Origin of the sequence: Enterobacter cloacae complex sp. 382A5 (assembly GCF_050031095.1) — a bacterium.
GTDB lineage: Bacteria > Pseudomonadota > Gammaproteobacteria > Enterobacterales > Enterobacteriaceae > Enterobacter > Enterobacter cloacae.
Genome location: NZ_JBLGVK010000001.1, coordinates 2,952,980 through 2,974,748, shown reverse-complemented (window position 1 = coordinate 2,974,748; position 21,769 = coordinate 2,952,980). Strand labels below are relative to the sequence as shown.

The 21,769-nt window shown below is 55.1% G+C and carries 22 protein-coding genes, 2 tRNA genes and 1 other annotated feature; of the genes, 10 read left to right on the top strand and 14 right to left on the bottom strand.

Annotated elements, in window-relative coordinates; genetic code table 11:
- Positions 1-20 precede the first annotated feature (20 nt).
- The 9 genes from hisIE to hisL form a co-directional block, all read right to left on the bottom strand.
- Positions 21-632, bottom strand: a complete 612-nt coding sequence (gene hisIE / locus ACQG2G_RS14085; RefSeq protein ID WP_369118592.1) for a bifunctional phosphoribosyl-AMP cyclohydrolase/phosphoribosyl-ATP diphosphatase HisIE — start codon at positions 630-632, stop codon at positions 21-23.
- The gene (gene hisF, locus ACQG2G_RS14080) at positions 626-1,402 is read right to left on the bottom strand and encodes an imidazole glycerol phosphate synthase subunit HisF (protein ID WP_013097847.1); all 777 of its coding nucleotides are present in this window, start codon (positions 1,400-1,402) and stop codon (positions 626-628) included. The genes hisIE and hisF overlap by 7 nt, the downstream gene beginning before the upstream one ends.
- Positions 1,384-2,121 carry a 1-(5-phosphoribosyl)-5-[(5-phosphoribosylamino)methylideneamino]imidazole-4-carboxamide isomerase gene (gene hisA / locus ACQG2G_RS14075; protein WP_040022541.1) on the bottom strand — a complete coding sequence of 246 codons (738 nt, stop codon included), beginning with the start codon at positions 2,119-2,121 and terminating at the stop codon, positions 1,384-1,386. Before hisA ends, hisF begins: the two co-directional genes overlap by 19 nt.
- Positions 2,121-2,711, bottom strand: a complete 591-nt coding sequence (gene hisH, locus ACQG2G_RS14070) for an imidazole glycerol phosphate synthase subunit HisH (protein WP_001103580.1) — start codon at positions 2,709-2,711, stop codon at positions 2,121-2,123. The genes hisA and hisH overlap by 1 nt, the downstream gene beginning before the upstream one ends.
- Entirely contained in the window at positions 2,711-3,778 is a 1,068-nt protein-coding gene (hisB, locus tag ACQG2G_RS14065; RefSeq protein ID WP_040022544.1) for a bifunctional histidinol-phosphatase/imidazoleglycerol-phosphate dehydratase HisB, read from the bottom strand. The genes hisH and hisB overlap by 1 nt, the downstream gene beginning before the upstream one ends.
- Positions 3,775-4,836 (bottom strand): histidinol-phosphate transaminase, encoded by a 1,062-nt coding sequence (hisC, locus tag ACQG2G_RS14060; protein WP_348595890.1) that lies wholly within the window; start codon positions 4,834-4,836, stop codon positions 3,775-3,777. Before hisC ends, hisB begins: the two co-directional genes overlap by 4 nt.
- Positions 4,833-6,137: a histidinol dehydrogenase gene (gene hisD / locus ACQG2G_RS14055; protein WP_000009605.1), complete on the bottom strand. Its 1,305-nt coding sequence runs from the start codon at positions 6,135-6,137 to the stop codon at positions 4,833-4,835. Before hisD ends, hisC begins: the two co-directional genes overlap by 4 nt.
- 5 nt (positions 6,138-6,142) lie before the next feature.
- Positions 6,143-7,042, bottom strand: a complete 900-nt coding sequence (gene hisG, locus ACQG2G_RS14050) for an ATP phosphoribosyltransferase (protein WP_000886595.1) — start codon at positions 7,040-7,042, stop codon at positions 6,143-6,145.
- A 45-nt stretch (positions 7,043-7,087) separates the two neighbouring features.
- Positions 7,088-7,211 (bottom strand) — a sequence feature (His leader region).
- Positions 7,187-7,237, bottom strand: a complete 51-nt coding sequence (hisL, locus tag ACQG2G_RS14045) for a his operon leader peptide (RefSeq protein WP_001364200.1) — start codon at positions 7,235-7,237, stop codon at positions 7,187-7,189. Its footprint overlaps the feature before it by 25 nt.
- Positions 7,238-7,412: 175 nt before the next feature.
- Between hisL and ACQG2G_RS14040 the strand changes: the two genes are divergently transcribed.
- The 4 genes from ACQG2G_RS14040 to ACQG2G_RS14025 all read left to right on the top strand — a co-directional run bounded on the left by ACQG2G_RS14040 (position 7,413) and on the right by ACQG2G_RS14025 (position 10,836).
- Positions 7,413-8,237: an SDR family oxidoreductase gene (locus ACQG2G_RS14040; RefSeq protein ID WP_047024633.1), complete on the top strand. Its 825-nt coding sequence runs from the start codon at positions 7,413-7,415 to the stop codon at positions 8,235-8,237.
- 41 nt (positions 8,238-8,278) lie between these two features.
- Positions 8,279-9,208, top strand: coding sequence for a LysR substrate-binding domain-containing protein (locus ACQG2G_RS14035; RefSeq protein WP_013097841.1), 930 nt, complete (start codon positions 8,279-8,281; stop codon positions 9,206-9,208).
- 217 nt (positions 9,209-9,425) lie between these two features.
- A complete protein-coding gene (yoeI, locus tag ACQG2G_RS14030) occupies positions 9,426-9,488 on the top strand; it encodes a membrane protein YoeI (protein WP_099458931.1) in 63 nt (20 codons plus the stop codon).
- The gene (locus ACQG2G_RS14025; protein WP_013097840.1) at positions 9,478-10,836 is read left to right on the top strand and encodes an APC family permease; all 1,359 of its coding nucleotides are present in this window, start codon (positions 9,478-9,480) and stop codon (positions 10,834-10,836) included. The genes yoeI and ACQG2G_RS14025 overlap by 11 nt, the downstream gene beginning before the upstream one ends.
- A gap of 121 nt (positions 10,837-10,957) precedes the next feature.
- Here the strand turns inward: ACQG2G_RS14025 and sbcB are convergent, their stop codons facing one another.
- A complete protein-coding gene (sbcB, locus tag ACQG2G_RS14020) occupies positions 10,958-12,394 on the bottom strand; it encodes an exodeoxyribonuclease I (RefSeq protein WP_426769442.1) in 1,437 nt (478 codons plus the stop codon).
- A gap of 198 nt (positions 12,395-12,592) precedes the next feature.
- Between sbcB and dacD the strand changes: the two genes are divergently transcribed.
- The 4 genes from dacD (at position 12,593) to ACQG2G_RS14000 (ending at position 16,006) form a co-directional block, all read left to right on the top strand.
- Positions 12,593-13,759 (top strand): serine-type D-Ala-D-Ala carboxypeptidase DacD, encoded by a 1,167-nt coding sequence (gene dacD, locus ACQG2G_RS14015; protein ID WP_029881831.1) that lies wholly within the window; start codon positions 12,593-12,595, stop codon positions 13,757-13,759.
- Positions 13,760-13,877: 118 nt separating this feature from the next.
- Positions 13,878-14,351 (top strand): DNA gyrase inhibitor SbmC, encoded by a 474-nt coding sequence (gene sbmC / locus ACQG2G_RS14010; RefSeq protein WP_029881832.1) that lies wholly within the window; start codon positions 13,878-13,880, stop codon positions 14,349-14,351.
- Between the two features lie 92 nt (positions 14,352-14,443).
- On the top strand, positions 14,444-15,502 hold the full coding sequence (locus tag ACQG2G_RS14005) for an FUSC family protein (RefSeq protein ID WP_248766567.1): 1,059 nt from the start codon (positions 14,444-14,446) through the stop codon (positions 15,500-15,502).
- A 168-nt stretch (positions 15,503-15,670) separates the two neighbouring features.
- Positions 15,671-16,006, top strand: a complete 336-nt coding sequence (locus ACQG2G_RS14000) for a DUF496 family protein (RefSeq protein ID WP_010432067.1) — start codon at positions 15,671-15,673, stop codon at positions 16,004-16,006.
- A 50-nt stretch (positions 16,007-16,056) separates the two neighbouring features.
- Here the strand turns inward: ACQG2G_RS14000 and ACQG2G_RS13995 are convergent, their stop codons facing one another.
- Positions 16,057-16,389 (bottom strand): gamma-glutamylcyclotransferase family protein, encoded by a 333-nt coding sequence (locus ACQG2G_RS13995; protein WP_029881834.1) that lies wholly within the window; start codon positions 16,387-16,389, stop codon positions 16,057-16,059.
- A 54-nt stretch (positions 16,390-16,443) separates the two neighbouring features.
- A tRNA-Asn gene (locus ACQG2G_RS13990) sits at positions 16,444-16,519 on the bottom strand.
- Positions 16,520-16,680: 161 nt separating this feature from the next.
- Between ACQG2G_RS13990 and emmdR the strand changes: the two genes are divergently transcribed.
- Positions 16,681-18,135, top strand: coding sequence for a multidrug efflux MATE transporter EmmdR (gene emmdR / locus ACQG2G_RS13985; protein ID WP_120727113.1), 1,455 nt, complete (start codon positions 16,681-16,683; stop codon positions 18,133-18,135).
- 103 nt (positions 18,136-18,238) lie between these two features.
- A tRNA-Asn gene (locus tag ACQG2G_RS13980) sits at positions 18,239-18,314 on the top strand.
- Positions 18,315-18,450: 136 nt separating this feature from the next.
- Here the strand turns inward: ACQG2G_RS13980 and ACQG2G_RS13975 are convergent.
- Complete coding sequence (locus ACQG2G_RS13975) at positions 18,451-20,223, bottom strand: aminopeptidase P family protein (RefSeq protein WP_013097833.1); 1,773 nt, start codon at positions 20,221-20,223, stop codon at positions 18,451-18,453.
- An 18-nt stretch (positions 20,224-20,241) separates the two neighbouring features.
- Positions 20,242-21,696, bottom strand: a complete 1,455-nt coding sequence (locus tag ACQG2G_RS13970) for an AMP nucleosidase (protein WP_013097832.1) — start codon at positions 21,694-21,696, stop codon at positions 20,242-20,244.
- Between the last annotated feature and the right edge of the window lie 73 nt (positions 21,697-21,769).

Genomic DNA, 21,769 nt, shown 5'->3' with positions numbered 1-21,769 from the left:
GGGGAAATTCCCCGGTTTTTTTATTTATGCCGCTTACGAAGATTCTCAATCACAGCCGTCAAATCCAGCTCTTGATCCTGCAGCAGCACCAGCAGGTGATACATCAAATCAGACGCTTCGTTGGTCAGCTCTTCGCGGTCATGCACCGTCGCGGCCAGCGCGGTCTCAACGCCTTCTTCACCCACTTTCTGCGCAATACGCTTGGTGCCGCTTGCATACAGCTTCGCCGTATACGAGCTGGAAGGATCTGCCGTTTTACGCTCAGCCAGTAATTGTTCCAGTTGATACAGGAACAGCCACCGGTGGCTTGCCTCTCCGAAGCAGCTGCTGGTACCTTTATGGCAGGTCGGACCGATGGGGTTAGCCAGAACCAGCAGAGTATCGTTGTCGCAATCCGGCGTAATGCTAACCACATTCAGGAAGTGGCCAGAGGTTTCCCCTTTGGTCCACAGGCGCTGTTTCGTGCGCGAGAAGAAGGTCACTTTGCCGCTGTCGACCGTTTTCGCCAGCGCCTCCTGGTTCATGTATCCCAGCATCAGCACTTCACCGGAAACGGCATGCTGGACAACCACGGGCAGTAATCCGTCAGTTTTTTCCCAGTCCAGCTGCGCCTGTTGTTGCTCTGTTAACATACCCTGATCTCCACGCCCTGGTCGGCCAGGTACGTTTTTAACTCACCAATATTGATAATCTGTTTGTGGAACACGGAAGCCGCCAGCGCGCCGTCAACGTTCGCATCGCGGAAGGCTTCCAGGAAGTGTTCCATAGTGCCCGCGCCGCCGGAAGCGATCAGCGGTACGTGACAAACCGCACGCACTTTTTTCAGCTGTTCCAGATCGTAACCGTTACGCACGCCGTCCTGGTTCATCATGTTCAACACGATTTCGCCTGCGCCACGTTTCTGCACTTCCTGAACCCAGTCCAGCGTCTCCCATTGGGTCACGCGGGTACGGCTTTCGTCGCCGGTATACTGGTTGACGTGATACTTGCCGGTGGCCGCGTCATACCAGGTGTCGATCCCGACAACAATACACTGCACGCCAAAGCGATCGGCCAGACGGGTAATCAACTCCGGGTCGGCCAGCGCAGGGGAGTTGATTGAAATTTTGTCGGCACCAAAGGAGAGGATTTTCGCCGCATCTTCTGCAGACTTAATCCCGCCCGCCACGCAGAACGGAATATCAATGACTTCTGCGACGCGCGCGACCCAGCTTTTGTCCACCACGCGGCCATCGCTGGAGGCGGTGATATCATAAAATACCAGTTCGTCTGCACCTTCATCGGCATAGCGTTTTGCCAGTGGGACGATGTCGCCGATGATCTCGTGGTTGCGGAACTGCACGCCTTTTACGACCTGGCCGTCACGTACGTCCAGGCAAGGGATTATCCGTTTTGCCAGCATTGAATCGCCTCCGTCACAGTAAATTTTCCTTCAAGCAGGGCCCGGCCCACAATCACACCCTTCACACCGGTCCCGCGCAGCGCGGCGATGTCGTTAATATCACCTATGCCACCAGAGGACTGAAACGCCACCTGCGGATAGCGGGCGCAAACTTCTTGATATAAAGAAACGTTAGAGCCTGCCAGCGTACCGTCGCGAGAGATATCGGTGCACAGCACGTGCTTCAGGCCAACGGGCAGATAAATATCCACCAGCTCCTCCAGGGTAACGCCAGAATTCTCCTGCCAGCCGCTTACCGCTACCTGCTTGTTACCCTGTTCATCGATACGGACATCCAGGGCCAGCACCAGCGCGTCGGCACCAAAGCGGCGGAACCAGCCTTTCACCGTGTCGGGGTCTTTGACCGCCGTCGAGCCAACCACCACGCGCGCCACGCCCGCGTCCAGCAGTGCCGCAACGTCATCTTCCGTGCGCACACCGCCACCAACCTGTACGGGGACATCCACGCCCGCCACCAGTTTTTTTAACAGTGGGATCTGGCGTTTTGCCGGCTCTTTCGCGCCCGTTAAATCCACCAGGTGCAACACCTGCGCACCCTGAGCGGCATAATCCTGCAGGCGGGGCAGCGGATCGTTACCGTAGTCGCGCTGCTGGCCGTAATCACCCTGATGAAGACGAACAACCGTGCCGTCAATTAAGTCTAAAGCGGGAATAATCATCACATCTCCAGGAAGTTTTTCAGCAGCTGAGCGCCTGCGGCACCCGAACGTTCCGGGTGAAACTGCACGCCGAAGAAGTTATCTTTCTGCACTGCCGCGGTAAACGCCTCGCCATAATTGCACTGGGCGATGGTGTAAGGATTCACCGGCATGGCGTAGCTGTGCACGAAGTAGAAGTAAGCGCCATCCTCAATGCCGCGAAACAGTCTGTCACCCGCTTTCGCATAAACGCGGTTCCAGCCCATATGTGGCAGTGGTAAACCGTGATCGGCCATTTTTGGCACGTCTTCTTCAATAATACCCAGCAGTTCGACGCCGTTGCTCTCTTCACTACGACGGCCGAGCAGTTGCATACCCAGGCAAATCCCGAGCACTGGCTGGGTACAGGCTTTGATGAGATCGACCAGTTCACGCTCGTGGATCTGATCCATCGCCGCCTGCGCGGTGCCTACACCAGGCAGGAAGAGTTTGTCTGCGCGCAGCACGACGTCCGGGTCACGGCTCACCACCGGCTCGTAGCCGTGGCGGGCAATGGCCGATTTCACGGAGTTCAGGTTGGCGCATCCGGTATCCAGAATCACCACATTCATTACAGCACTCCTTTTGATGAGGGCAGGGCGTCACCTTCCACACGAATTGCCTGGCGCAGGGTACGGCCAAAGGCCTTGAACAGGCTCTCCACTCGGTGGTGGTCGTTCTTGCCTTTGGTCTTCAGGTGTAGCGTCAGGCCCATGGTGTAGGACAATGAACGGAAGAAGTGCTCCACCATTTCGGTGCTGAGATCGCCCACGCGCTGGTAGGTGAAATCGGCTTTATATTCCAGGTGAGGACGACCGGAGATATCCATCGCACAGCGCGCCAGGCACTCATCCATTGGCAGAACAAACCCAAAACGGTTGATGCCACGTTTGTCGCCCAGGGCCAGCTTCAGCGCTTCGCCCAGCGCCAGACCGGTGTCTTCAACGGTGTGGTGATCGTCAATGTAGAGATCGCCTTTAACCGTAATCTCCATGCGGAAGCCGCCGTGGGTGGCAATCTGATCCAGCATGTGGTCGAAGAAACCCACCCCGGTGTGGATCTTGCTGCCGCCTTCGCGATCCAGCCACACCTTCACGTCAATCTGTGTCTCTTTGGTGTTGCGTTCTACGTGCGAGTAGCGGTCACGTTTGGTGAGCTGCTCACCAATCTTCGCCCAGTTGAGATCGTCGCGGTTGTAGCGCAGCCCGGCGATGCCCATATTTTCGGCAAGCGTAATGTCGGTGGCGCGATCGCCAATGACATAGCTGTTGGCTTTATCCAGGACATCTTCCAGCAGATAGCGTTCTACCAGTTTCACCTTCGGCTTGCGGCAGTCGCACGCATCGGCAGGCAGGTGTGGGCAAATCAGCACCTCATCAAATACCACCCCCTGAGAGGTGAGTACCTGCATCATCAGGTTATGCGGGCCGTCAAAGTCGGCCTGCGGGAAGCTGTCGGTACCCAGACCGTCCTGGTTGGTGATCATCACCAGCTTATATCCGGCTTTCTGCAGTTTCAGCAGCACCGGGATCACGTCTGGTTCAAAAGCCAGTTTGTCGAAACGATCGACCTGAAAATCGGTTGGTGGCTCCGAAATCAGGGTGCCGTCTCGGTCGATAAAGAGGATCTTCTGGCTCATACTTTCTCCGCTTTCAGAGCGTCAATCAGGCGCTGGCTCTCTGCACGGGTACCTACGGTAATACGCAGGCAGCCGCTCAGAGAAGGTTGTTTATTTTGATCACGTAAGATAATGCCCTGATCCCATAAAGATTTAAATACGGCACTGGAGGCGGTAAAGCGAACCAGGAGGTAGTTGGTTTCAGAGTCGAACACCTGCTCTACGCAAGGGATCGCTTTCAGGGCGGTCACCAGGTACTGTCGCTCTTCCAGGATTTGCGCCACACGCTCACGCATCGCATTGATCCCTTGCGGGGTCAGGGCCTGAGCGGCAATGTCAGCCACGGGAGTAGAAAGCGGATACGGGGCGATCACTTTCAGCAGCAGGTCGATCACCGCTTTATTGGCCAGCATAAACCCGCAGCGCAGACCTGCAAGCGCAAAGGCTTTCGACAGCGTACGCAGCACCACCAGGTGTGGGTACTCTTCCAGCCAGCCGGCCAGCGTGGCCTGAGGGCAGAACTCAATATAGGCTTCGTCGGCGACCACCAGTGCTTTGCCGCGGGTCATCTCAAGCAGGGTACGGATATCCTGAGGGTTGATAATCTGCCCGGTTGGGTTGTTGGGGCTACAGACAAAGATCACCTTCACGCCGTCCAGATTGTCGGCAATTCCCTGCAGGTCCAGCTGCCAGTTCTCCAGGGAGAGCACGTTACGGCACGCCACGCCAAAGGTTTCCGCGCTGACGCTGTACATGCCGTAGGTAGGCTGGCAATACATCACCGCATCTTTACCCGGCTCGCAGAACGCGCGGATCAACAGCTCAATGCCTTCATCCGCCCCGCGGCTGACCAGCACCTGCTCCGGCTTCACGCCCGCATATTGCGCATAGTTTTCAATCACTGCTTTTGGCTGGCACTCCGGATAACGGTTCAGCGTCTGCTGCGACAGCTCAAACTGTACCGCTGTCGGGAATTCGTTGGCGTTCAGCCAGACATCACCGTTGCCGCCCAGGCGACGAGCAGACTGATAAGGCGTCAGTCGACGGACATTTTCCCGCGCTAATTCTTCAATGTTCATGCTTGCTCCTTCAGGGCTGCAACGCGCAGCGTAACGGCGTTTTTGTGGGCGGTAAGGCGCTCGGCGGCGGCCAGCGTCTCAATGGTGGACGCCAGCGAGGCAAACCCTTCACGGGAGAGTTCCTGCACGGTCATGCGTTTCTGGAAATCGGCCAGACCCAGGCTGGAACAGGTCGAGGTGTAACCATACGTCGGCAGAACGTGGTTGGTGCCGGAGGCGTAATCGCCCGCGGACTCCGGGGACCAGTCGCCGAGGAAAACCGAACCTGCACTGGTGATGCTGTCGACCAGGTCGCGCGCGTTGCGGGTCTGAATAATCAGGTGCTCCGGGCCGTACTGGTTGGAGATAGCGATACACTGGTCAAGGTCGCGCGCCACAATCAGGCGGCTGGCGGATAACGCCTGGCGTGCCGTATCGGCGCGGGGTAAGTCGGCAAGCTGACGCTCTACGGCTTCACCCACGCGTTTGGCCATATCGGCATCTGGCGTCAGTAAAATCACCTGCGAATCCGGGCCGTGTTCCGCCTGGGATAACAGGTCAGACGCCACAAAATCCGGCGTGGCGCCGCTGTCGGCAATCACCAGCACTTCCGACGGACCCGCCGGCATATCAATGGCCGCGCCATCAAGACGCTGGCTGACCTGGCGCTTGGCTTCGGTGACAAAGGCGTTACCCGGGCCAAATATTTTGTCGACCTTCGGGATAGATTCTGTGCCAAACGCGAGGGCAGAAATCGCCTGTGCGCCGCCGACTTTAAACACTTCCTGCACGCCGCAGAGTTTTGCAGCATAGAGAATTTCATCGGCAATCGGTGGTGGGGAGCAGAGCACCACTTTCTGGCAACCTGCAATACGCGCCGGGGTGGCCAACATTAATACGGTTGAGAACAGCGGGGCGGAGCCGCCAGGGATGTAGAGGCCCACCGAGGCGACCGGACGGGTCACCTGCTGGCAACGCACACCCGGCAGCGTTTCCACATCAACGGTCTGCAGTTTCTGCGCGACGTGGAAGGTCTCGATGTTTTTCACCGCGACGGCCATCGCCTGTTTGATCTCGTCCCCAAGACGGCTTTCCGCCTCGGCGATCTCCTGCCCGGTTACCTTTAACGCACCGACTTCCGTTTTATCAAACTTCGCGCTGTATTCCCGCAGCGCGTCATCGCCACGGGTTTTGACGTTATTCAGGATCTCCGTCACGGTACGGGTGATGCTTTCGGAGGCGCTGATGGCTGGGCGCATCAACAGCTCGCGCTGCTGTTCGTCAGTACACTCATTCCAGGTGATGATCGTGTTAAAGCTCATGGCAATTACTCCATCATCTTCTCAATTGGCAGCACCAGAATGGAGCTTGCGCCCAGTGCCTTCAGTTTTTCCATGGTTTCCCAGAACAGCGTTTCGCTACTGACCATGTGCATCGCCACACGCTGCTGATCGCCCGCCAGTGGCAGAATGGTAGGGCGCTCAGCACCTGGCAGCAGGGCGATCACTTCGTCCAGACGTTCGGTAGGTGCATGCATCATGATGTATTTGGATTCACGGGCCTGAATCACGCCCTGGATACGGGTCAGCAGTTTGTCGATCAGCTGCTGCTTGGCGTCAGCCATTTCGCCGTCACGCTGGATCAGGCACGCTTTGGAGCGGTAGATCACTTCTACTTCGCGCAGGCCGTTCGCTTCCAGGGTGGCACCGGTCGAGACGAGGTCGCAAATGGCATCCGCCAGGCCCGCACGCGGCGCGACTTCAACAGAGCCGTTCAGCAGACAGGATTTAAACTGTACGCCTTTCTGATCCAGATAGCGTTTTAACAGGTGAGGGTAGGAGGTAGCGATGCGTTTGCCGTTCAGCGCGGCCGGGCCATCCCAGGCTTCATCAACCGGTGTTGCCAGCGACAGGCGGCAGCCGCCGAAGTCCAGGCGACGCAGGGTGAAGTAACGCGGATCTTCACCCTGAGCGCGACGGGTCAGAAGCTCTTCTTCCAGTACGTTTTCACCGATGATGCCAAGGTCAACGACACCGTCCATCACCAGGCCCGGGATATCGTCATCACGCACGCGCAGAATGTCGATGGGCATGTTTTCAGCCAGGGCAATCAGGCGCTGGGTGTGCAGGTTGATTTTAATCCCGCAGCGGGCCAGCAGTTCGCGTGAATCATCACTTAAACGGCCTGATTTTTGAATAGCTATGCGTAAACGTGAGTTATCTAACATTCTGTGTTCCTCGTTAACCTGTTTTAATCTGTCTGAATTTGGTCCAAAAAAAAGCCCCCGGAAGAAGATCTTCCGGGGGCTTTTTCATGCGTTCATGCACCACTGGAAGATCCAAACGTCTTCCAGCACACATCGCCTGAAAGACTAGTCAGGATGATGGTGATGATGGTGGTGTTTAAATTGAACGCGTGTCATATAAATTCTCGATGAATGCTTATTCATTTGATGTCTTTTAACCTAAACCAGTTGTATGACACATTGCAAGGGCTTTTTTTGATCATTAATTCATTTCATATTGATGCTATGAATTGTGTGTTCTGCTGCGCTGGCGTAGCCTTATGAGAGACGAGTGAGAGTCAGGAGAATTCACATGAAAAAGGTCGCGATTGTCGGTTTAGGATGGCTGGGAATGCCGCTGGCGATGTCATTAGCCGCGAAAGGCTGGCATGTGACCGGGAGCAAAACCACGGCGGATGGCGTGGAGGCGGCGCGCATGTGCGGTATTGATGGCGTCGAGCTGCGTCTTGAACCAGAGCTGGTATGTGATACTGACGATCTGGACACGCTGATGAATGTGGATGCGCTGGTCATTACGCTTCCCGCGCGTCGCAGCGGCCCGGGCGAATCGTTCTATCTGCAGGCGATGCAGGAGATTGTCGACAGCGCACTGGCACACGATGTGCCGCGTATTATTTTTACCAGCTCAACCTCGGTCTACGGTGATGTTGAAGGTGTGGTGAAGGAGACTACCGAGCGCCGCCCTGTTACCGCGAGCGGAAAAGTGTTGAAAGAGCTGGAAGACTGGCTGCACAACCTGCCGGGAACGCAGGTAGATATCCTGCGTCTGGCGGGGCTGGTTGGCCCTGGGCGACACCCGGGACGCTTTTTTGCCGGCAAGTCCGCCCCCGATGGGCAACACGTTGTGAATCTTGTGCATTTAGACGATGTTGTCGGGGCAATTGAGCTCCTCTTACAGGCTCCAAAGGGCGGGCACATCTATAATATATGTGCACCCTCTCATCCTGCGCGAAGCACATTTTACCCGCTGATGGCGCGTCAGTTGGGTCTGGCGCCACCCGTTTTTGGTGAGACAAGGGACGAAAGCAAAGGCAAAATTGTTGATGGCAACCGCATTTGTCATGAGCTGGGTTTTGAGTATCAGTATCCCGATCCGCTGGTGATGCCCATGGCATAAGTCCTCCGGCGGAATCCCTCGCACACCGGAAGGGGGCGAACATGAAACCGCTGCTGGATGTTCTCATTATTCTGGATGCACTGGAAAAAGAAGGCAGCTTTGCGGCTGCCTCAGCGAAGCTCTACAAAACCCCTTCAGCGCTGAGCTACACGGTTCATAAACTGGAAAGCGATCTGAATATCCAGATCCTCGATCGCTCTGGCCACCGGGCCCGCTTTACCCGCACCGGACAAATGCTTCTGGAAAAAGGGCGTGAAGTGCTGCACACCGTCCGCGAACTGGAAAAACAGGCCATCAAACTTCATCAGGGCTGGGAAAATGAACTGGTGATTGGCGTTGACGATACTTTTCCGTTTTCCCTGCTGACGCCGCTAATTGAAGCGTTTTATCAGCGCCACAGCGTGACCCGGCTGATTTTCATTAATGGTGTACTGGGCGGCTCCTGGGAGGCCTTGGTTCAGGGGAGGGCGGATATCATCGTCGGCGCATTACATGAACCTCCTCAACTGAGCGATTTTGGGTTTGCCCGCCTCGGGATACTTGAGCAAGTTTTTGCGGTTGCTCCGCATCATCCGCTGGCCCGGGAGCCCGAGCCCATTAACCGGCGCGTTATTAAAGGTTACCGTGCCATTGTGGTGGGCGACAGCTCACGGCCGGAATGTGCCGTATCGTCGCAGCTGCTTGATGAGCAGGAGGCCATTACTGTTTTTGATTTTAAAACCAAGCTGGAATTGCAAATCAGTGGGCTGGGTTGCGGCTATTTACCTCGCTATCTGGCGCAGCGATTTCTTGATAGCGGCGCGCTGATTGAAAAACAGGTTCTGGCTCAAAGCAGTAATGAATCGGTCTGGGTTGGCTGGAATGAACAAACGGCGGGGTTAGCCAGCGCCTGGTGGCGGGACGAAATTTTAGCAAATAGTGCTATCGCCGCTGTCTATACGCAGAGCAGCGTCCACAAATCAGCCAGTTAGCGCAGGAATATTTACAATGCCTTTGTAAAGTATTGCGTTTTGTATCTGATGTGGGGCAAAATGCGCCGCAGCAACCAAAGGAATAATCGACGATATAAAAGGCGTCGGTTATTTTTTTTTGCATGTATGAAACGAAACTAAAAACCAAGAGGCCGGGCTTCGTACCGGATAGATATTTACTAAAATCCGACAGTTGTTGTCGCTGAGGAAGAAAGAAATGGGGCAATTTTTCGCTTACGTGGCGGTTATCACCGTAAAGGAGAATAACTATGTCGCATAACGCAACTCCAAACACCTCTCGCGTGGAATTACGTAAAACACTTACGTTGATTCCGGTTGTTATGATGGGCCTTGCCTATATGCAACCAATGACGCTGTTCGATACATTCGGTATCGTATCAGGCCTTACTGACGGTCACGTGGCAACGGCGTATGCCTTTGCACTGGTCGCTATTCTCTTTACAGCGCTGAGCTACGGTAAACTGGTTCGCCGTTTCCCGTCTGCAGGCTCTGCCTACACCTATGCCCAGAAATCCATTAGCCCGGCGGTTGGCTTTATGGTGGGCTGGTCATCCCTGCTGGACTATCTGTTCATGCCGATGATCAACATTCTGCTGGCAAAAATTTACTTCGAAGCGCTGGTACCTTCCGTACCGTCGTGGCTCTTTGTTGTTGCGTTAGTGGCCTTTATGACCATCTCTAACCTGCGCAGCATTAAGACCGTGGCGAACTTCAACACCCTGATTGTTATTCTGCAAATGGGTATTGTTGCGGTTATTGTGGGTTTGATCATTTACGGTGTTTCTCACGGTGAAGGCGCGGGCACGCTGGTCAGCTCTCGTCCGTTCTGGTCTGAAGGGGCACATGTGGTGCCGATGATCACCGGTGCGACTATTCTGTGCTTCTCGTTCCTGGGCTTCGACGGTATCTCTTCTCTGTCTGAAGAGACCAAAGATGCAGAACGCGTGATCCCACGAGCCATTTTCCTGACTGCGTTGATTGGTGGCATGATCTTCATTGGTGCCTCCTACTTCCTGCAGCTCTACTTCCCGGATATCTCTCGTTTCAAAGAGCCAGATGCTTCACAGCCTGAAATCATGCTGTATGTAGCAGGGAAAACCTTCCAGTGGGGCGTACTGATCTTCTCCAGCGTTACCGTTCTGGCTTCTGGTATGGCTGCGCATGCTGGGGTTTCTCGCCTGATGTATGTAATGGGTCGTGACGGTGTGTTCCCAACCCGTTTCTTCGGCTACGTTCATCCGAAATGGCGTACTCCGGCGTGGAACGTGCTGTTGGTTGGCGCAATCGCCCTGATGGCCATTAAATTTGACCTGGTGACGGCAACGGCACTGATTAACTTTGGTGCGCTGGTGGCCTTTACCTTTGTTAACCTCTCCGTGATCTCGCAGTTCTGGATCCGTGAGAAGCGCAACAAAACGCTGAAAGACCACTTCAATTACCTGGTTCTGCCAATGTGCGGTGCGCTGACGGTCGGTGCATTGTGGATTAACCTGGAAGAGAGCTCTATGATTCTGGGGCTGATCTGGGGTGGTATTGGTCTGGTTTACCTGGCCTGCGTGACGAAGAGCTTCCGTAACCCGGTTCCTCAGTACGAAGACGTTGCGTAATACCGTGTCGGGTGGCGGCTACGCTTACCCGACCGACAAAACCCGTAGGCCCGCGTAAGTGCAGCACCATCGGGCAAAAAAAACCGGAGACCATCGCCTCCGGTTTTTTTATCGCTGAATTTCAGACTATCTCTTGTACGTACCTGAACAGGGCTTTCAGCAGCGCCTGCTTCTCTTCTTTCCCTTCATATTGGCCGTAAAGCATCTCCAGCTCCTGCGCATAGCCGTGCAGATATTCAGGCGTAAACACATTACGACGATGCTGCAGCCAGCGTTCCAGCTCAGCTTCATCCAGCGTGCCGGGATAGTTACGCGCGCGGTAGTTAAACATCAGCTTCTCAATGCGTTTATCAGCAAAGGTGATATCCAGCGCGGGCAGGTTACGCGGTTCAGTTTGCAGGACGATGTTCATCGCAGCACGGTCGGCATCGCTGAAGAAGCCGTTATACAGCTGCGCATCCACGTTTTCGGACGGCACGAATGGCTCGGCTTCGGCAAATATGGCGACGACTTTCTCGCGCACCTGCGGATTTTCACGCAGTATTTTAAGGTTATCCAGGCAGTGCTGGCGGTTGATTCCGAGCCTGTCAGCATCTTCCGGGCGCAGCGTATTGGCCTGCGCCAGTACCGGACATTTATTGATATGTACCAGTTTGACCGGCACCGCGGGCAGGTCTCCCAGCGCATCTTTCGGGGTATAGAGGCGCTCACGCAAGGTATCGCTGTCGAGCTCCAGCAGCGGGGAGATATCCCCGGCTAAATCCGCCATGATGACCGCGTTACGGTTATCCGGGTGCCAGGCCAGTGGTGCCACCCAGCTGGTGTTGCCGCGCCAGGCACCAAACATGCCGGAGATATGCACCAGCGGTTTCATCTGCGGCACATCAATCAGCGTCATCAGTTTCTGCTTACTGCGATGACTCAACAGATACTCAAACAGGCGTGGTTGTGCGGTTTTAACGAGCTTCGCCATGGCAATGGTGGCGTAGACGTCGGCCATCGCGTCGTGGGCATTACTGTGCTCAATGCCGTTGGCGCGCGTCAGGTGCTCCAGCCGGAAGCTTGGCAATCCGTCTTCGTTCTCTGGCCAGTTAATCCCCTCCGGGCGCAGCGCATAACAGGCGCGCATGATATCCAGCAAATCCCAGCGCGAATTGCGGTTCTGCCAGCTCCAGGCGTAGGGATCGTAGAAGTTGCGGTAGAAGATGTTGCGCGTCACTTCATCATCGAAACGGATATTGTTATACCCGACCACGCAGGTATGGGGAACGGTGAACAGATCGTGGATACGGCGGGCGAACTCTGCCTCGTTAACGCCTTTTTCCCGCGCTTCCTGGGGCGTTATCCCCGTGACCATGACCGCGCCGGGCTGCGGCAGGTAGTCATCGGCAGGTTTGCAGTAAAAGACCTCTGGCTCACCAATAATATTGAATTCGTCGTCAGTACGGATGGCGGCAAACTGCGCCGGTCGGTCCAGCGCCGGGTGGGTGCCAAAGGTTTCGTAGTCGTGGAATAAAAAAGTCGGGCGTGCGGCAGAGTCAGACACCAGTAATACCATCCTGTTAAAAAGTGACGTCACTATGGTAAACGATCGTGAGGGACAGACCGAATAAAAAGCGCCGTCATACCGCAAATTTGCGAGCGTGGTTCCGGGAAAAACATGCTTCCTGTCACATTTTTTTGCAATTAAGCCAGGTAACGACACCAGAACTCCCGTAAAAAGGTCATCGATTTTTAATGACCTGAGGATATACCGTTGAAACGCCGTCTGTTTATTGCTGTTTCTTTACTCGCTTCGAGTGTCTCATCTGCTTTTGCGGCCGATCCGCTGGATTTTTCGCCGCAGCCTCCGGCCATTCAGGCCGGCTCCTGGGTACTGATGGATTACACTACGGGTCAAATCTTAACGGCGGGCAACGAACATCAACAACGCAACCCGGCGAGTCTCACCAAGCTGATGACCGGCTACGTTGTTGACCGCGCTATTGATAGCCACCGCATTTCCCCGGATGACATTGTCACCGTCGGGCGCGACGCGTGGGCAAAAGGTAACCCTGTCTTTGACGGTTCGTCACTGATGTTTCTGAAAGAGGGGGACCGCGTTTCTGTGCGCGACCTCAGCCGCGGTCTGATTGTTGATTCCGGTAACGACGCCTGTGTGGCGTTGGCGGATCACGTGGCTGGTGGTCAGCCGCAGTTCGTGAAGATGATGAATGACTATGTGCAAAAGCTGAATCTGCGTGATACGCACTTCGAAACCGTTCATGGTCTGGATGCCCCAGGCCAGCACAGCTCTGCGTATGATCTGGCCGTGCTGTCCAGGGCCATCATCCACGGCGAGCCTGAGTTTTATCATATGTACAGTGAAAAGAGCCTGACCTGGAACGGGATCACGCAGCAAAACCGTAACGGTCTTCTCTGGGATAAGACCATGAACGTGGATGGTCTGAAAACGGGGCACACGTCAGGGGCCGGATTTAACCTGATTGCTTCCGCCGTTGACGGCCAGCGTCGCTTGATCGCTGTAGTGATGGGGGCAGACAGTCCGAAAGGGCGTGAGGATCAGGCCCGTAAACTGCTGCACTGGGGACAACAGAATTTCGATACCGTGCAGATCCTGCATAACGGTAAAAAAGTGGGTACCGAGCGGATCTGGTACGGCGATAAAGAACAGGTGAACCTGGGCACCGACCAGGATTTCTGGCTGGCATTACCGAAAGCAGAAGTACCGAACATCAAGGCAAAATACGTGCTGGATACAAAAGAGCTGGAAGCGCCGATAGCCGCCCATCAGCGGGTAGGTGAGATCCAGTTATACGACCGCGATAAAGTGGTCGCTCACTGGCCGCTGGTGACGCTGGAGCGTGTTGATAAAGGTGGCCTTTTCTCCCGTCTGAGTGATTATCTGCACCACAAAATCTAACCTTTCTGGGCAGACTGGCAGGGTTGCGAGTCTGCTCACATAATAAACACTCCTTGATTGCCGATTATAGAAATTCTGCTTTATAGTGTATAAATATACAGTGATAAACGGAGGCAGTATGGACTACAGCATCAGGCAGGAAAAGAAACGTAAGATTGCCGGTTTTCACCTGGTCGGGCCATGGGAACACACGGTAAAACAGGGCTTTGAACAGCTGGTCATGTGGGTCGATGGCCGACACATTCAGCCGCTGGAGTGGGTTGCGGTTTATTACGATAACCCGGACGAAGTTCCGGCAGAAAAATTGCGCTGCGATACGGCCGTTACGGTACCGGATGATTTCGTTATCCCGGAAAACAGCGAAGGGGTGATGATGACGGAAATTGCGGCCGGAGATTACGCTGTTGCGAAAGCACGTGTTGAAAACTACGACTTCGCCACGCCGTGGTACCAGTTCTTTAACTCCCTTTTGCAGGACAACACATTCCAGATGGCTCTGAAACCGTGCTTCGAGCGCTATCTCAATGATGGCAACGCCGACGGGTACTGGGACATCGAAATGTTTATCGCTGTAGAGCATAAAGCGGGGTAGTCCTGTTAAATGCAGGGTTTTTCAGCCGGGTGTGATCCGCCCGGCTGAAAACACAGTACAATTGTGATTTGCCGTGTAGCTGGAGAGCGGGTGTGCGTCCCGACAAATCATTAACGTCTTTTGAAATTCGGTTGTATAAACACTACCGCGTGGTTCATGGGTGCCGTATCACGCTGGCATTCGTTCTGACGTTTGTGCTGGTCCGTTTGCTGGATGTTCCTGAAGGTACGTGGCCGCTGATCACGCTGGTGGTTGTCATGGGGCCTATCTCGTTCTGGGGGAACGTTGTCCCGCGTGCCTTCGAGCGCATTGGCGGTACGGTTTTTGGTTCAGCCCTTGGGTTGATTGCCCTGAAGCTGGAGCTTATTTCATTTCCGGTGATGCTGGCCTGGTGTGGTGTCGCCATGTTCCTCTGCGGCTGGCTGGCGCTGGGTAAAAAGCCCTATCAGGCACTGCTGATTGGTATCACCCTCGCGGTGGTGGTCGGCGCGCCAGCGGGTGATATGACCACGGCACTGTGGCGAAGCGGGGATGTTATCCTTGGTTCACTGCTGGCGATGCTTTTCACTGGTATCTGGCCGCAGCGCGCTTTCCTGCACTGGCGCATTCAGATGGCAAATTACGTCACCGCTTTTAACCGCGTCTACCAGGCCGGTTTTTCACCTAATCTTGTCGAACGTCCCCGGCTGGAGAAGCACCTTCAGCAGATCCTTAATGACGTGGTCAAAATGCGCGGTCTGATTACCCCTGCCAGTAAAGAGACCCATATTCAGAAATCGATTTTCGAAGCTATCCAGACCGTGAGCCGTAATCTGGTCTGCATGCTTGAATTGCAAATCAACGCGCACTGGGCCTCGCGCCCCAGCCATCTGTTAATGCTGAACGCGCAGACGCTGAAGGAGACGCAGCAGATGACGCAGCAAACCCTTCTGACCATCGCTCATGCCCTTTATGAAGGTAACCCGCAGCCCATCCTCGCAAACAGCGAGCGTCTGAATGAGATCGTTGCCGAACTGAAACAGCTGATCAACGAGCGACAGGGCGATAACGTAGCGGAAACCCCAATCCATGGTTACGTCTGGCTGAGCATGGAACTGGCGCGTCAGCTTGAGTTGCTGTCGCATCTCATTTGCCGCGCACTGCGCAAATAAAGAGCAGCTATCGCCATATGTGACGGCTGCTGCTTCGATTCAGCATCAATTGGGGTTATGATAGTTTTAAACGATATACTCATTGTCATTCGCAGCCGCTGTCAGTAAGGTTATTGGTACAACGGTTGCTTTAACGAATCCGAATCTCACATTATCAGGGGTGTAAAAATGGAAACTACCAAGCCTTCGTTCCAGGATGTTCTGGAATTCGTCCGCCTGTTCCGCCGCAAAAACAAACTGCAGCGTGAAATCCAGGACGTTGAGAAGAAGATCCGTGACAACCAGAAACGTGTTCTGCTGCTGGATAACCTGAGCGACTACATTAAGCCAGGTATGAGCGTTGAAGCCATTCAGGGCATCATCGCCAGCATGAAGAGCGACTACGAAGACCGCGTTGATGACTACATCATCAAAAACGCTGAGCTGTCTAAAGAGCGTCGTGACATCTCCAAAAAGCTGAAAGTGATGGGCGAAATCAAAAACGCTGAAGCCAAAAGCGAATAATCGCTGCTGATTGCAAAAAAAGGCTCTCTGGTGACAGAGAGCCTTTTTTATTACGCAGAGCGCGGCTGAAGCTGATAGATCCAGGCCTTAACCTGGTCACCTTCGGCGGTGGTCACCATGACCTCGACCCGATCGTAGCCGTCTTCAAATTCGTCCAGCATCGGCCAGTGTGCCTCAAGGTTACTGGAGATAAACAGATAACCCTCAACGCGCGGGCCATCGGCGTGCAGCACGATACCCGGAAAATCTGCCGCAGCGCCCCAGCCACGCGCATAAAATGTCCCGGTGACAAAACCGGCCTGCCATTCACCGCCGATGCTTTCGAGAATATGTGCATTTGAATGGCCCGGGCGTAACGTACCGTAGACAAACAAAGAGTCCATTTTTCCTCACCAGAAAAGCAAAAAGCCCGCTTTAAAAGCGGGCTTTTCAGAATGTGGCTCCTCTGACTGGACTCGAACCAGTGACATACGGATTAACAGTCCGCCGTTCTACCGACTGAACTACAGAGGAATCGTTGTGGAGGCTTATCTTAGCGGCGAAAAAACTTTTGTCAAACCTGATCTTAGTGATTAGCGATCGATTGCCGATTCTGTCATCAGTTTGTTGCAAATCCAGACATCTTTTTATGGAAAATACTTTGCAGGATGAGCTTTTCTCCCCCATCATTTGAAATGGAGTTTCAACTTTTCTCGCTAAGGTCCATTTTGAACGTTACTGCCACTCTCCGCCAGGCGATTATGCGCACGCCATGGTATGCAAAACGTAAAAGCTATCGTGTTCTGTTCTGGCGTGAAATCACCCCGCTTGCCGTACCTATTTTTCTGGAGAATACCTGCGTTCTGCTGATGGGGGTGTTGAGCACCTTCCTGGTGAGCTGGCTGGGTAAAGAGGCGATGGCCGGGGTCGGGCTGGCGGACAGTTTTAACATGGTGGTGATGTCTTTCTTTGCCGCTATCGATCTTGGGACCACGGTGGTGGTGGCCTTTAGCCTGGGCAAGCTGGATCCGAAGCGTGCACGCGAAGCCGCCCGGCAGTCGCTGATGATCATGACCCTTTTTTCGATCATCCTGGCGGCGGTGATCCACTATTTCGGCAAAGAGATTATCGACTTTGTCGCGGGTGAAGCGACGAATGAAGTTAAGGATCTGGCGCTGACCTATCTGGAAATGACGGTCTTAAGCTATCCTGCCGCAGCAATCGCGCTGATCGGTAGCGGCGCGCTGCGCGGGGCGGGCAATACAAAAATTCCGCTGCTGATCAACGGCGGAATGAACATCCTGAATATCATGATCAGTAGCGTTCTGATCTACGGTGTTTTCTCCTGGGAGGGGATGGGGTTTGTTGGCGCAGGCCTGGGGCTGACTATCTCCCGCTACATTGGTGCGGCAGCCATCCTCGGGGTGTTGATGGCGGGGATCACGCCATCGCTGCGCCTCACGTTAAAAAGCTACTTCCGACCCTTTAACTTCGCCATTATCTGGGAAGTGATGGGGATTGGTATTCCTGCCAGTATCGAGTCGGTACTGTTCAACGGCGGTAAACTGCTTACCCAGATGTTTGTTGCCGGTATGGGGACAGATGTGATTGCCGGTAACTTTATTGCCTTCTCCATCGCCTCGCTGATTAACCTGCCGGGTAACGCCCTCGGGTCGGCCTCCACCATCATCACCGGTAAACGGCTCGGCAAAGGGCAGATAGGGCAGGCGGAGCGCCAACTGCGCCATGTCTTCTGGCTGTCGACCATTGGTCTGACGATAATTGCGTGGGGGAGCGCGCCCTTTGCCGGGCTGATGGCCTCGTTCTATACCCACGAAGATGATGTTAAAGAGGTCGTTAAGATCTTAATTTGGCTCAACGCGGCATTTATGCCGATCTGGGCGGCGTCCTGGGTACTGCCTGCCGGGTTAAAAGGGGCACGCGATGCCCGCTTTGCGATGTGGGTCTCTATGCTCGGCATGTGGGGTTGCCGCGTGGTAGCGGGTTATACGCTGGGTGTCATGCTCGGTATGGGGGTCGTCGGGGTCTGGCTGGGGATGTTCCTTGACTGGGCCGTGCGTGGGGCATTGTTCTACTGGCGTATGGTAAGTGGGCGCTGGCTCTGGAAATATCCGCGGCACAATGCCTGACAAATGTGCGAAATGTTGAATAAATCGGCAAACGATCGGAAATCTGCATTCTGCCTTTGACAACACCGGGTAGCATCGATAATATGCGCCCCGTTCACACGATTCCTCTGTAGTTCAGTCGGTAGAACGGCGGACTGTTAATCCGTATGTCACTGGTTCGAGTCCAGTCAGAGGAGCCAAATTTGAAAAGCCTGCTTTTGAAGCAGGCTTTTTGCTTTTGTGCGTTCTGGAAAACTGCCGGGTGGCGGCTTCGCCTTACCCGGCCTACGAGACTGTAGGCCCGGTAAGCGCAGCGCCACCGGGCAATAAACCGCACTACCGGTTAACACGAATCGGTGCCGTCGCCTCCACCAGCCACGGACGCGCGTCGCTCTCCACCAGCGGGGACAGCGCTTCGCGCACCTGCTGGTGATACTCATCCAGCCACTGCTTTTCCTGCTCGTTTAACAGATTGAGTTCGACCTGGCTGAGGTCGATTGGGATCAGCGTCAGCGAAGCAAATTTGCAGAATCCTGGAGAGCTCTCCACAATCTCCACTTGGTTTTCAATGCGGATCCCATGGCTATCCGCCAGATAGTATCCCGGCTCGATAGTCATAATATTGCCCGCCACCAGCGGCCATGGGTTGACCTTTTTAGCGATGCGATGCGGGTTCTCATGGATAAGCAACTGATGACCCACGCCATGGCCCGTTCCGTGATCGAAATCCAGCCCCATCTCCCACAGCGGCCGACGCGCGAAGGCATCCAACTGATGCCCCTGGGTGCCGGACGGGAACTGCAGGGTAATCAGCGACAGAAAGCCTTTCAGCACGGCGGTATAGTGTAATCGCTGCTGTGGGCTGACCTTGCCCCACGCCAGGGTACGCGTGGCGTCAGTGGTACCATTATGGTACTGACCACCAGAATCATTCAGATAAAAGTGGTCATGGCCGATGGGTTTGTTGCTGGCTTCGCTTGAGTGGTAGTGGCACATCGCCGCATTGCTGGACGAGGCCGAAATGGTCGCAAAACTCTGCTCAATAAAGCCAGGCTGCTGCTCGCGAAACGCGAGTTGCTGTGCCTGGGCCTCCAGCTCGGTCAGCGGCTGACCTGCCGCCGCACGTGCGGGCACTTCACGGCTCAGCCAGGCCAGGAAATTGACCCACGCGGCACCGTCCTGATGATGACACTCCCGGTAACCCGCCAGTTCTACCGGATTTTTATTGGCCTTCATCAGCGTGATGGGGTCGGTGCGCCAGAGAATGTCACCGTGTGGCTCAATGGCAAAACGCAGAGCCACCGGCGCTGAATCGGCATCTACCATCACCCGTTTACCGTGAGAAAGGCGCTGGCAGCGTTCAATAAAGGCATCCTGCGGCGCAATGGTAAAAGCGTTTCGCACGCTATCAGGCAGGTTGCTTAGCTTATTGTCGTTAACGAACCACTCAACGCTACCGTCCCGACTGAGCAGGGCAAAAGAGAGCGGAACCGGGCTGGTGGGAATATCTGAACCGCGCACGTTAAGCAGCCAGGCGATGTTATCCGGCAGGGTCACGGCCAGATAATCGGCATTGTTCGCGGCCAGCACGGCGGCGACGCGCTGACGTTTATCGGCGCTGCTTTCACCACTGATTTCAACGGGCATCTCGCGGATAAGCCCCGCCGGAGCGGCAGGACGATCGGTCCATAACGTATCAAACGGTGACTGGTTAAGCGGCACCATTTCACACGGTGTCGCAGATAGCGTCTCATAATCGGCATTGGTCATCAGCAGTGCTTCAAAACCAATACGGGTGCCAGCTTCAACGTTGGCCGTCAGCCATTGTGCCAGCGGCTCGTTGTGCAGATGATGGATCTCTACTTCATCCATATTGACCTGCACGCGGGCCTGAACCTGATAGCGGCCATCGACAAAAAGCAGGGCTTTGTCTTTTAGCACCAGAGCCAGCCCCGCCGAGCCATCAAAGCCGGTCAGCCAGGCCAGTTTTTCATCATACGGCGCGCAGTATTCGCTCTGCCAGGCATCCGCGCGTGGGACGATCATCCCGTCGAGCTTATTTTCCTGTAACCACTGACGCAGGGCCGATAACGGTGATGGGGTGTGCATTATTTTTCCTTATTGATATCAGCGGAATGGCGGTTCGTTAAAGGTACGCAGCTTGCGTGAGTGCAGCCGGTCACCTTCTGCCCGCAGCAAATCAATGGCGCGAATGCCGATTTGCAGGTGTTCGGAGATAGCCCCTTCGTAGAACCGGTTTGCCTGTCCCGGAAGCTTGATTTCACCGTGCAGCGGTTTATCGGAAACGCACAGCAGCGTGCCGTAAGGCACACGGAAGCGATAACCCTGAGCGGCAATGGTGGCGCTTTCCATATCAATCGCCACCGCGCGGCTCAGGTTGAAGCGCAGGGCAGAGGCGGAGTAACGCAGCTCCCAGTTACGGTCATCTGTCGTGACTACCGTGCCGGTACGCAGACGCTGTTTGACCTCTTCACCCGGCATGCCGCTCACCTCTTTGGTGGCGTCATACAGCGCGCGCTGCACTTCGGCAATGCTTGGGATCGGGATGTCCGGCGGGAGCACGGCGTCAAGCACGTGGTCATCACGCAGGTAGGCGTGGGCCAGCACGTAGTCGCCAATCAGCTGGCTTTCACGCAACCCACCGCAATGACCAATCATCAGCCAGACGTCCGGGCGCAGCACCGCCAGATGGTCGCAGATGGTCTTGGCGTTTGACGGACCCACACCGATGTTGATAAGCGTAATGCCCTGGCCGTCGGCGGTGATCAGGTGCCAGGCTGGCATCTGGTGCTTCTTCCACGCCAGATCGGAGATAGCCTGCTCAGGCGCTTCGGTTTCAGCGGTGATCCAGATCCCGCCGGCGCAGGAGAGGGCGATATAAGGGCTCTCCGGGTCAAGGATCTGGCTACAGCCCCAGCGGACAAATTCGTCGACATAGCGGGTGTAGTTGGTAAACAGCACGAACGGCTGGAAATGCTCGGCTGGCGTCCCGGTGTAGTGACGCAGGCGCGCCAGGGAGAAATCCACCCGGCGGGCGTCAAAATGCGACAAGGGGGAAAACTCTGCCGGGTGATAAATGCCGTCGGCGGTCTCATCGCCAATCTGCGACAGCTCGGTCGTCGGGAAATGGCGCGTCAGCCCTGCGCTCATGGAGCGATCGAGCGTTAACGCCGAACCGTCAATCACGTACGGATACGGAATTTCATGCTGTGATGGCTCAACGGCAATGTGTGCGCCGTAATCCTGATAGAGCAGAGTGAGTTGCTCCTCAAGATAAGGACGGAACAACGCTGGGCGGGTCACGGTGGTGCTGTAGCAGCCGGAGTGGGTAAAACGCGCGTAGGCACGGGTCTTTGGCGTGGTACTGGCGCTGCCGTCCCAGGTGACAGAGAGCGATGGATAAACAAAAAGGCCCTGGGTTCTGGCCTTTTCGTCGGGAAGTTTCCCTGTTTCGATGTACTCACTGATGGCGCTGCGCAGCGCATTGACGGACTGTTCGTACAGCGCGTCGAGTTTTTCCAGTGCCTGAGCCGGGGTCAGGCTGGAGCCCTTATTATTCATGTCTGTCTCCTTGTTCCACAGGTGTGCTGCTATACCCGATAGTATGTCACACGCCTGTGAAACAAAAGGGAGA

Excerpts from the sequence above, each read along its gene's own strand:
- hisIE (WP_369118592.1), bottom strand. The coding sequence starts at position 632 with ATGTTAACAGAGCAACAACAGGCGCAGCTGGACTGGGAAAAAACTGAC.
- hisF (WP_013097847.1), bottom strand. The coding sequence starts at position 1,402 with ATGCTGGCAAAACGGATAATCCCTTGCCTGGACGTACGTGACGGCCAG.
- hisA (WP_040022541.1), bottom strand. The coding sequence starts at position 2,121 with ATGATTATTCCCGCTTTAGACTTAATTGACGGCACGGTTGTTCGTCTT.
- hisH (WP_001103580.1), bottom strand. The coding sequence starts at position 2,711 with ATGAATGTGGTGATTCTGGATACCGGATGCGCCAACCTGAACTCCGTG.
- hisB (WP_040022544.1), bottom strand. The coding sequence starts at position 3,778 with ATGAGCCAGAAGATCCTCTTTATCGACCGAGACGGCACCCTGATTTCG.
- hisC (WP_348595890.1), bottom strand. The coding sequence starts at position 4,836 with ATGAACATTGAAGAATTAGCGCGGGAAAATGTCCGTCGACTGACGCCT.
- hisD (WP_000009605.1), bottom strand. The coding sequence starts at position 6,137 with ATGAGCTTTAACACGATCATCACCTGGAATGAGTGTACTGACGAACAG.
- hisG (WP_000886595.1), bottom strand. The coding sequence starts at position 7,042 with ATGTTAGATAACTCACGTTTACGCATAGCTATTCAAAAATCAGGCCGT.
- ACQG2G_RS14040 (WP_047024633.1), top strand. The coding sequence starts at position 7,413 with ATGAAAAAGGTCGCGATTGTCGGTTTAGGATGGCTGGGAATGCCGCTG.
- ACQG2G_RS14035 (WP_013097841.1), top strand. The coding sequence starts at position 8,279 with ATGAAACCGCTGCTGGATGTTCTCATTATTCTGGATGCACTGGAAAAA.
- ACQG2G_RS14025 (WP_013097840.1), top strand. The coding sequence starts at position 9,478 with ATGTCGCATAACGCAACTCCAAACACCTCTCGCGTGGAATTACGTAAA.
- sbcB (WP_426769442.1), bottom strand. The coding sequence starts at position 12,394 with ATGGTATTACTGGTGTCTGACTCTGCCGCACGCCCGACTTTTTTATTC.
- sbmC (WP_029881832.1), top strand. The coding sequence starts at position 13,878 with ATGGACTACAGCATCAGGCAGGAAAAGAAACGTAAGATTGCCGGTTTT.
- ACQG2G_RS14000 (WP_010432067.1), top strand. The coding sequence starts at position 15,671 with ATGGAAACTACCAAGCCTTCGTTCCAGGATGTTCTGGAATTCGTCCGC.
- ACQG2G_RS13995 (WP_029881834.1), bottom strand. The coding sequence starts at position 16,389 with ATGGACTCTTTGTTTGTCTACGGTACGTTACGCCCGGGCCATTCAAAT.
- emmdR (WP_120727113.1), top strand. The coding sequence starts at position 16,681 with ATGGAGTTTCAACTTTTCTCGCTAAGGTCCATTTTGAACGTTACTGCC.
- ACQG2G_RS13975 (WP_013097833.1), bottom strand. The coding sequence starts at position 20,223 with ATGCACACCCCATCACCGTTATCGGCCCTGCGTCAGTGGTTACAGGAA.
- ACQG2G_RS13970 (WP_013097832.1), bottom strand. The coding sequence starts at position 21,696 with ATGAATAATAAGGGCTCCAGCCTGACCCCGGCTCAGGCACTGGAAAAA.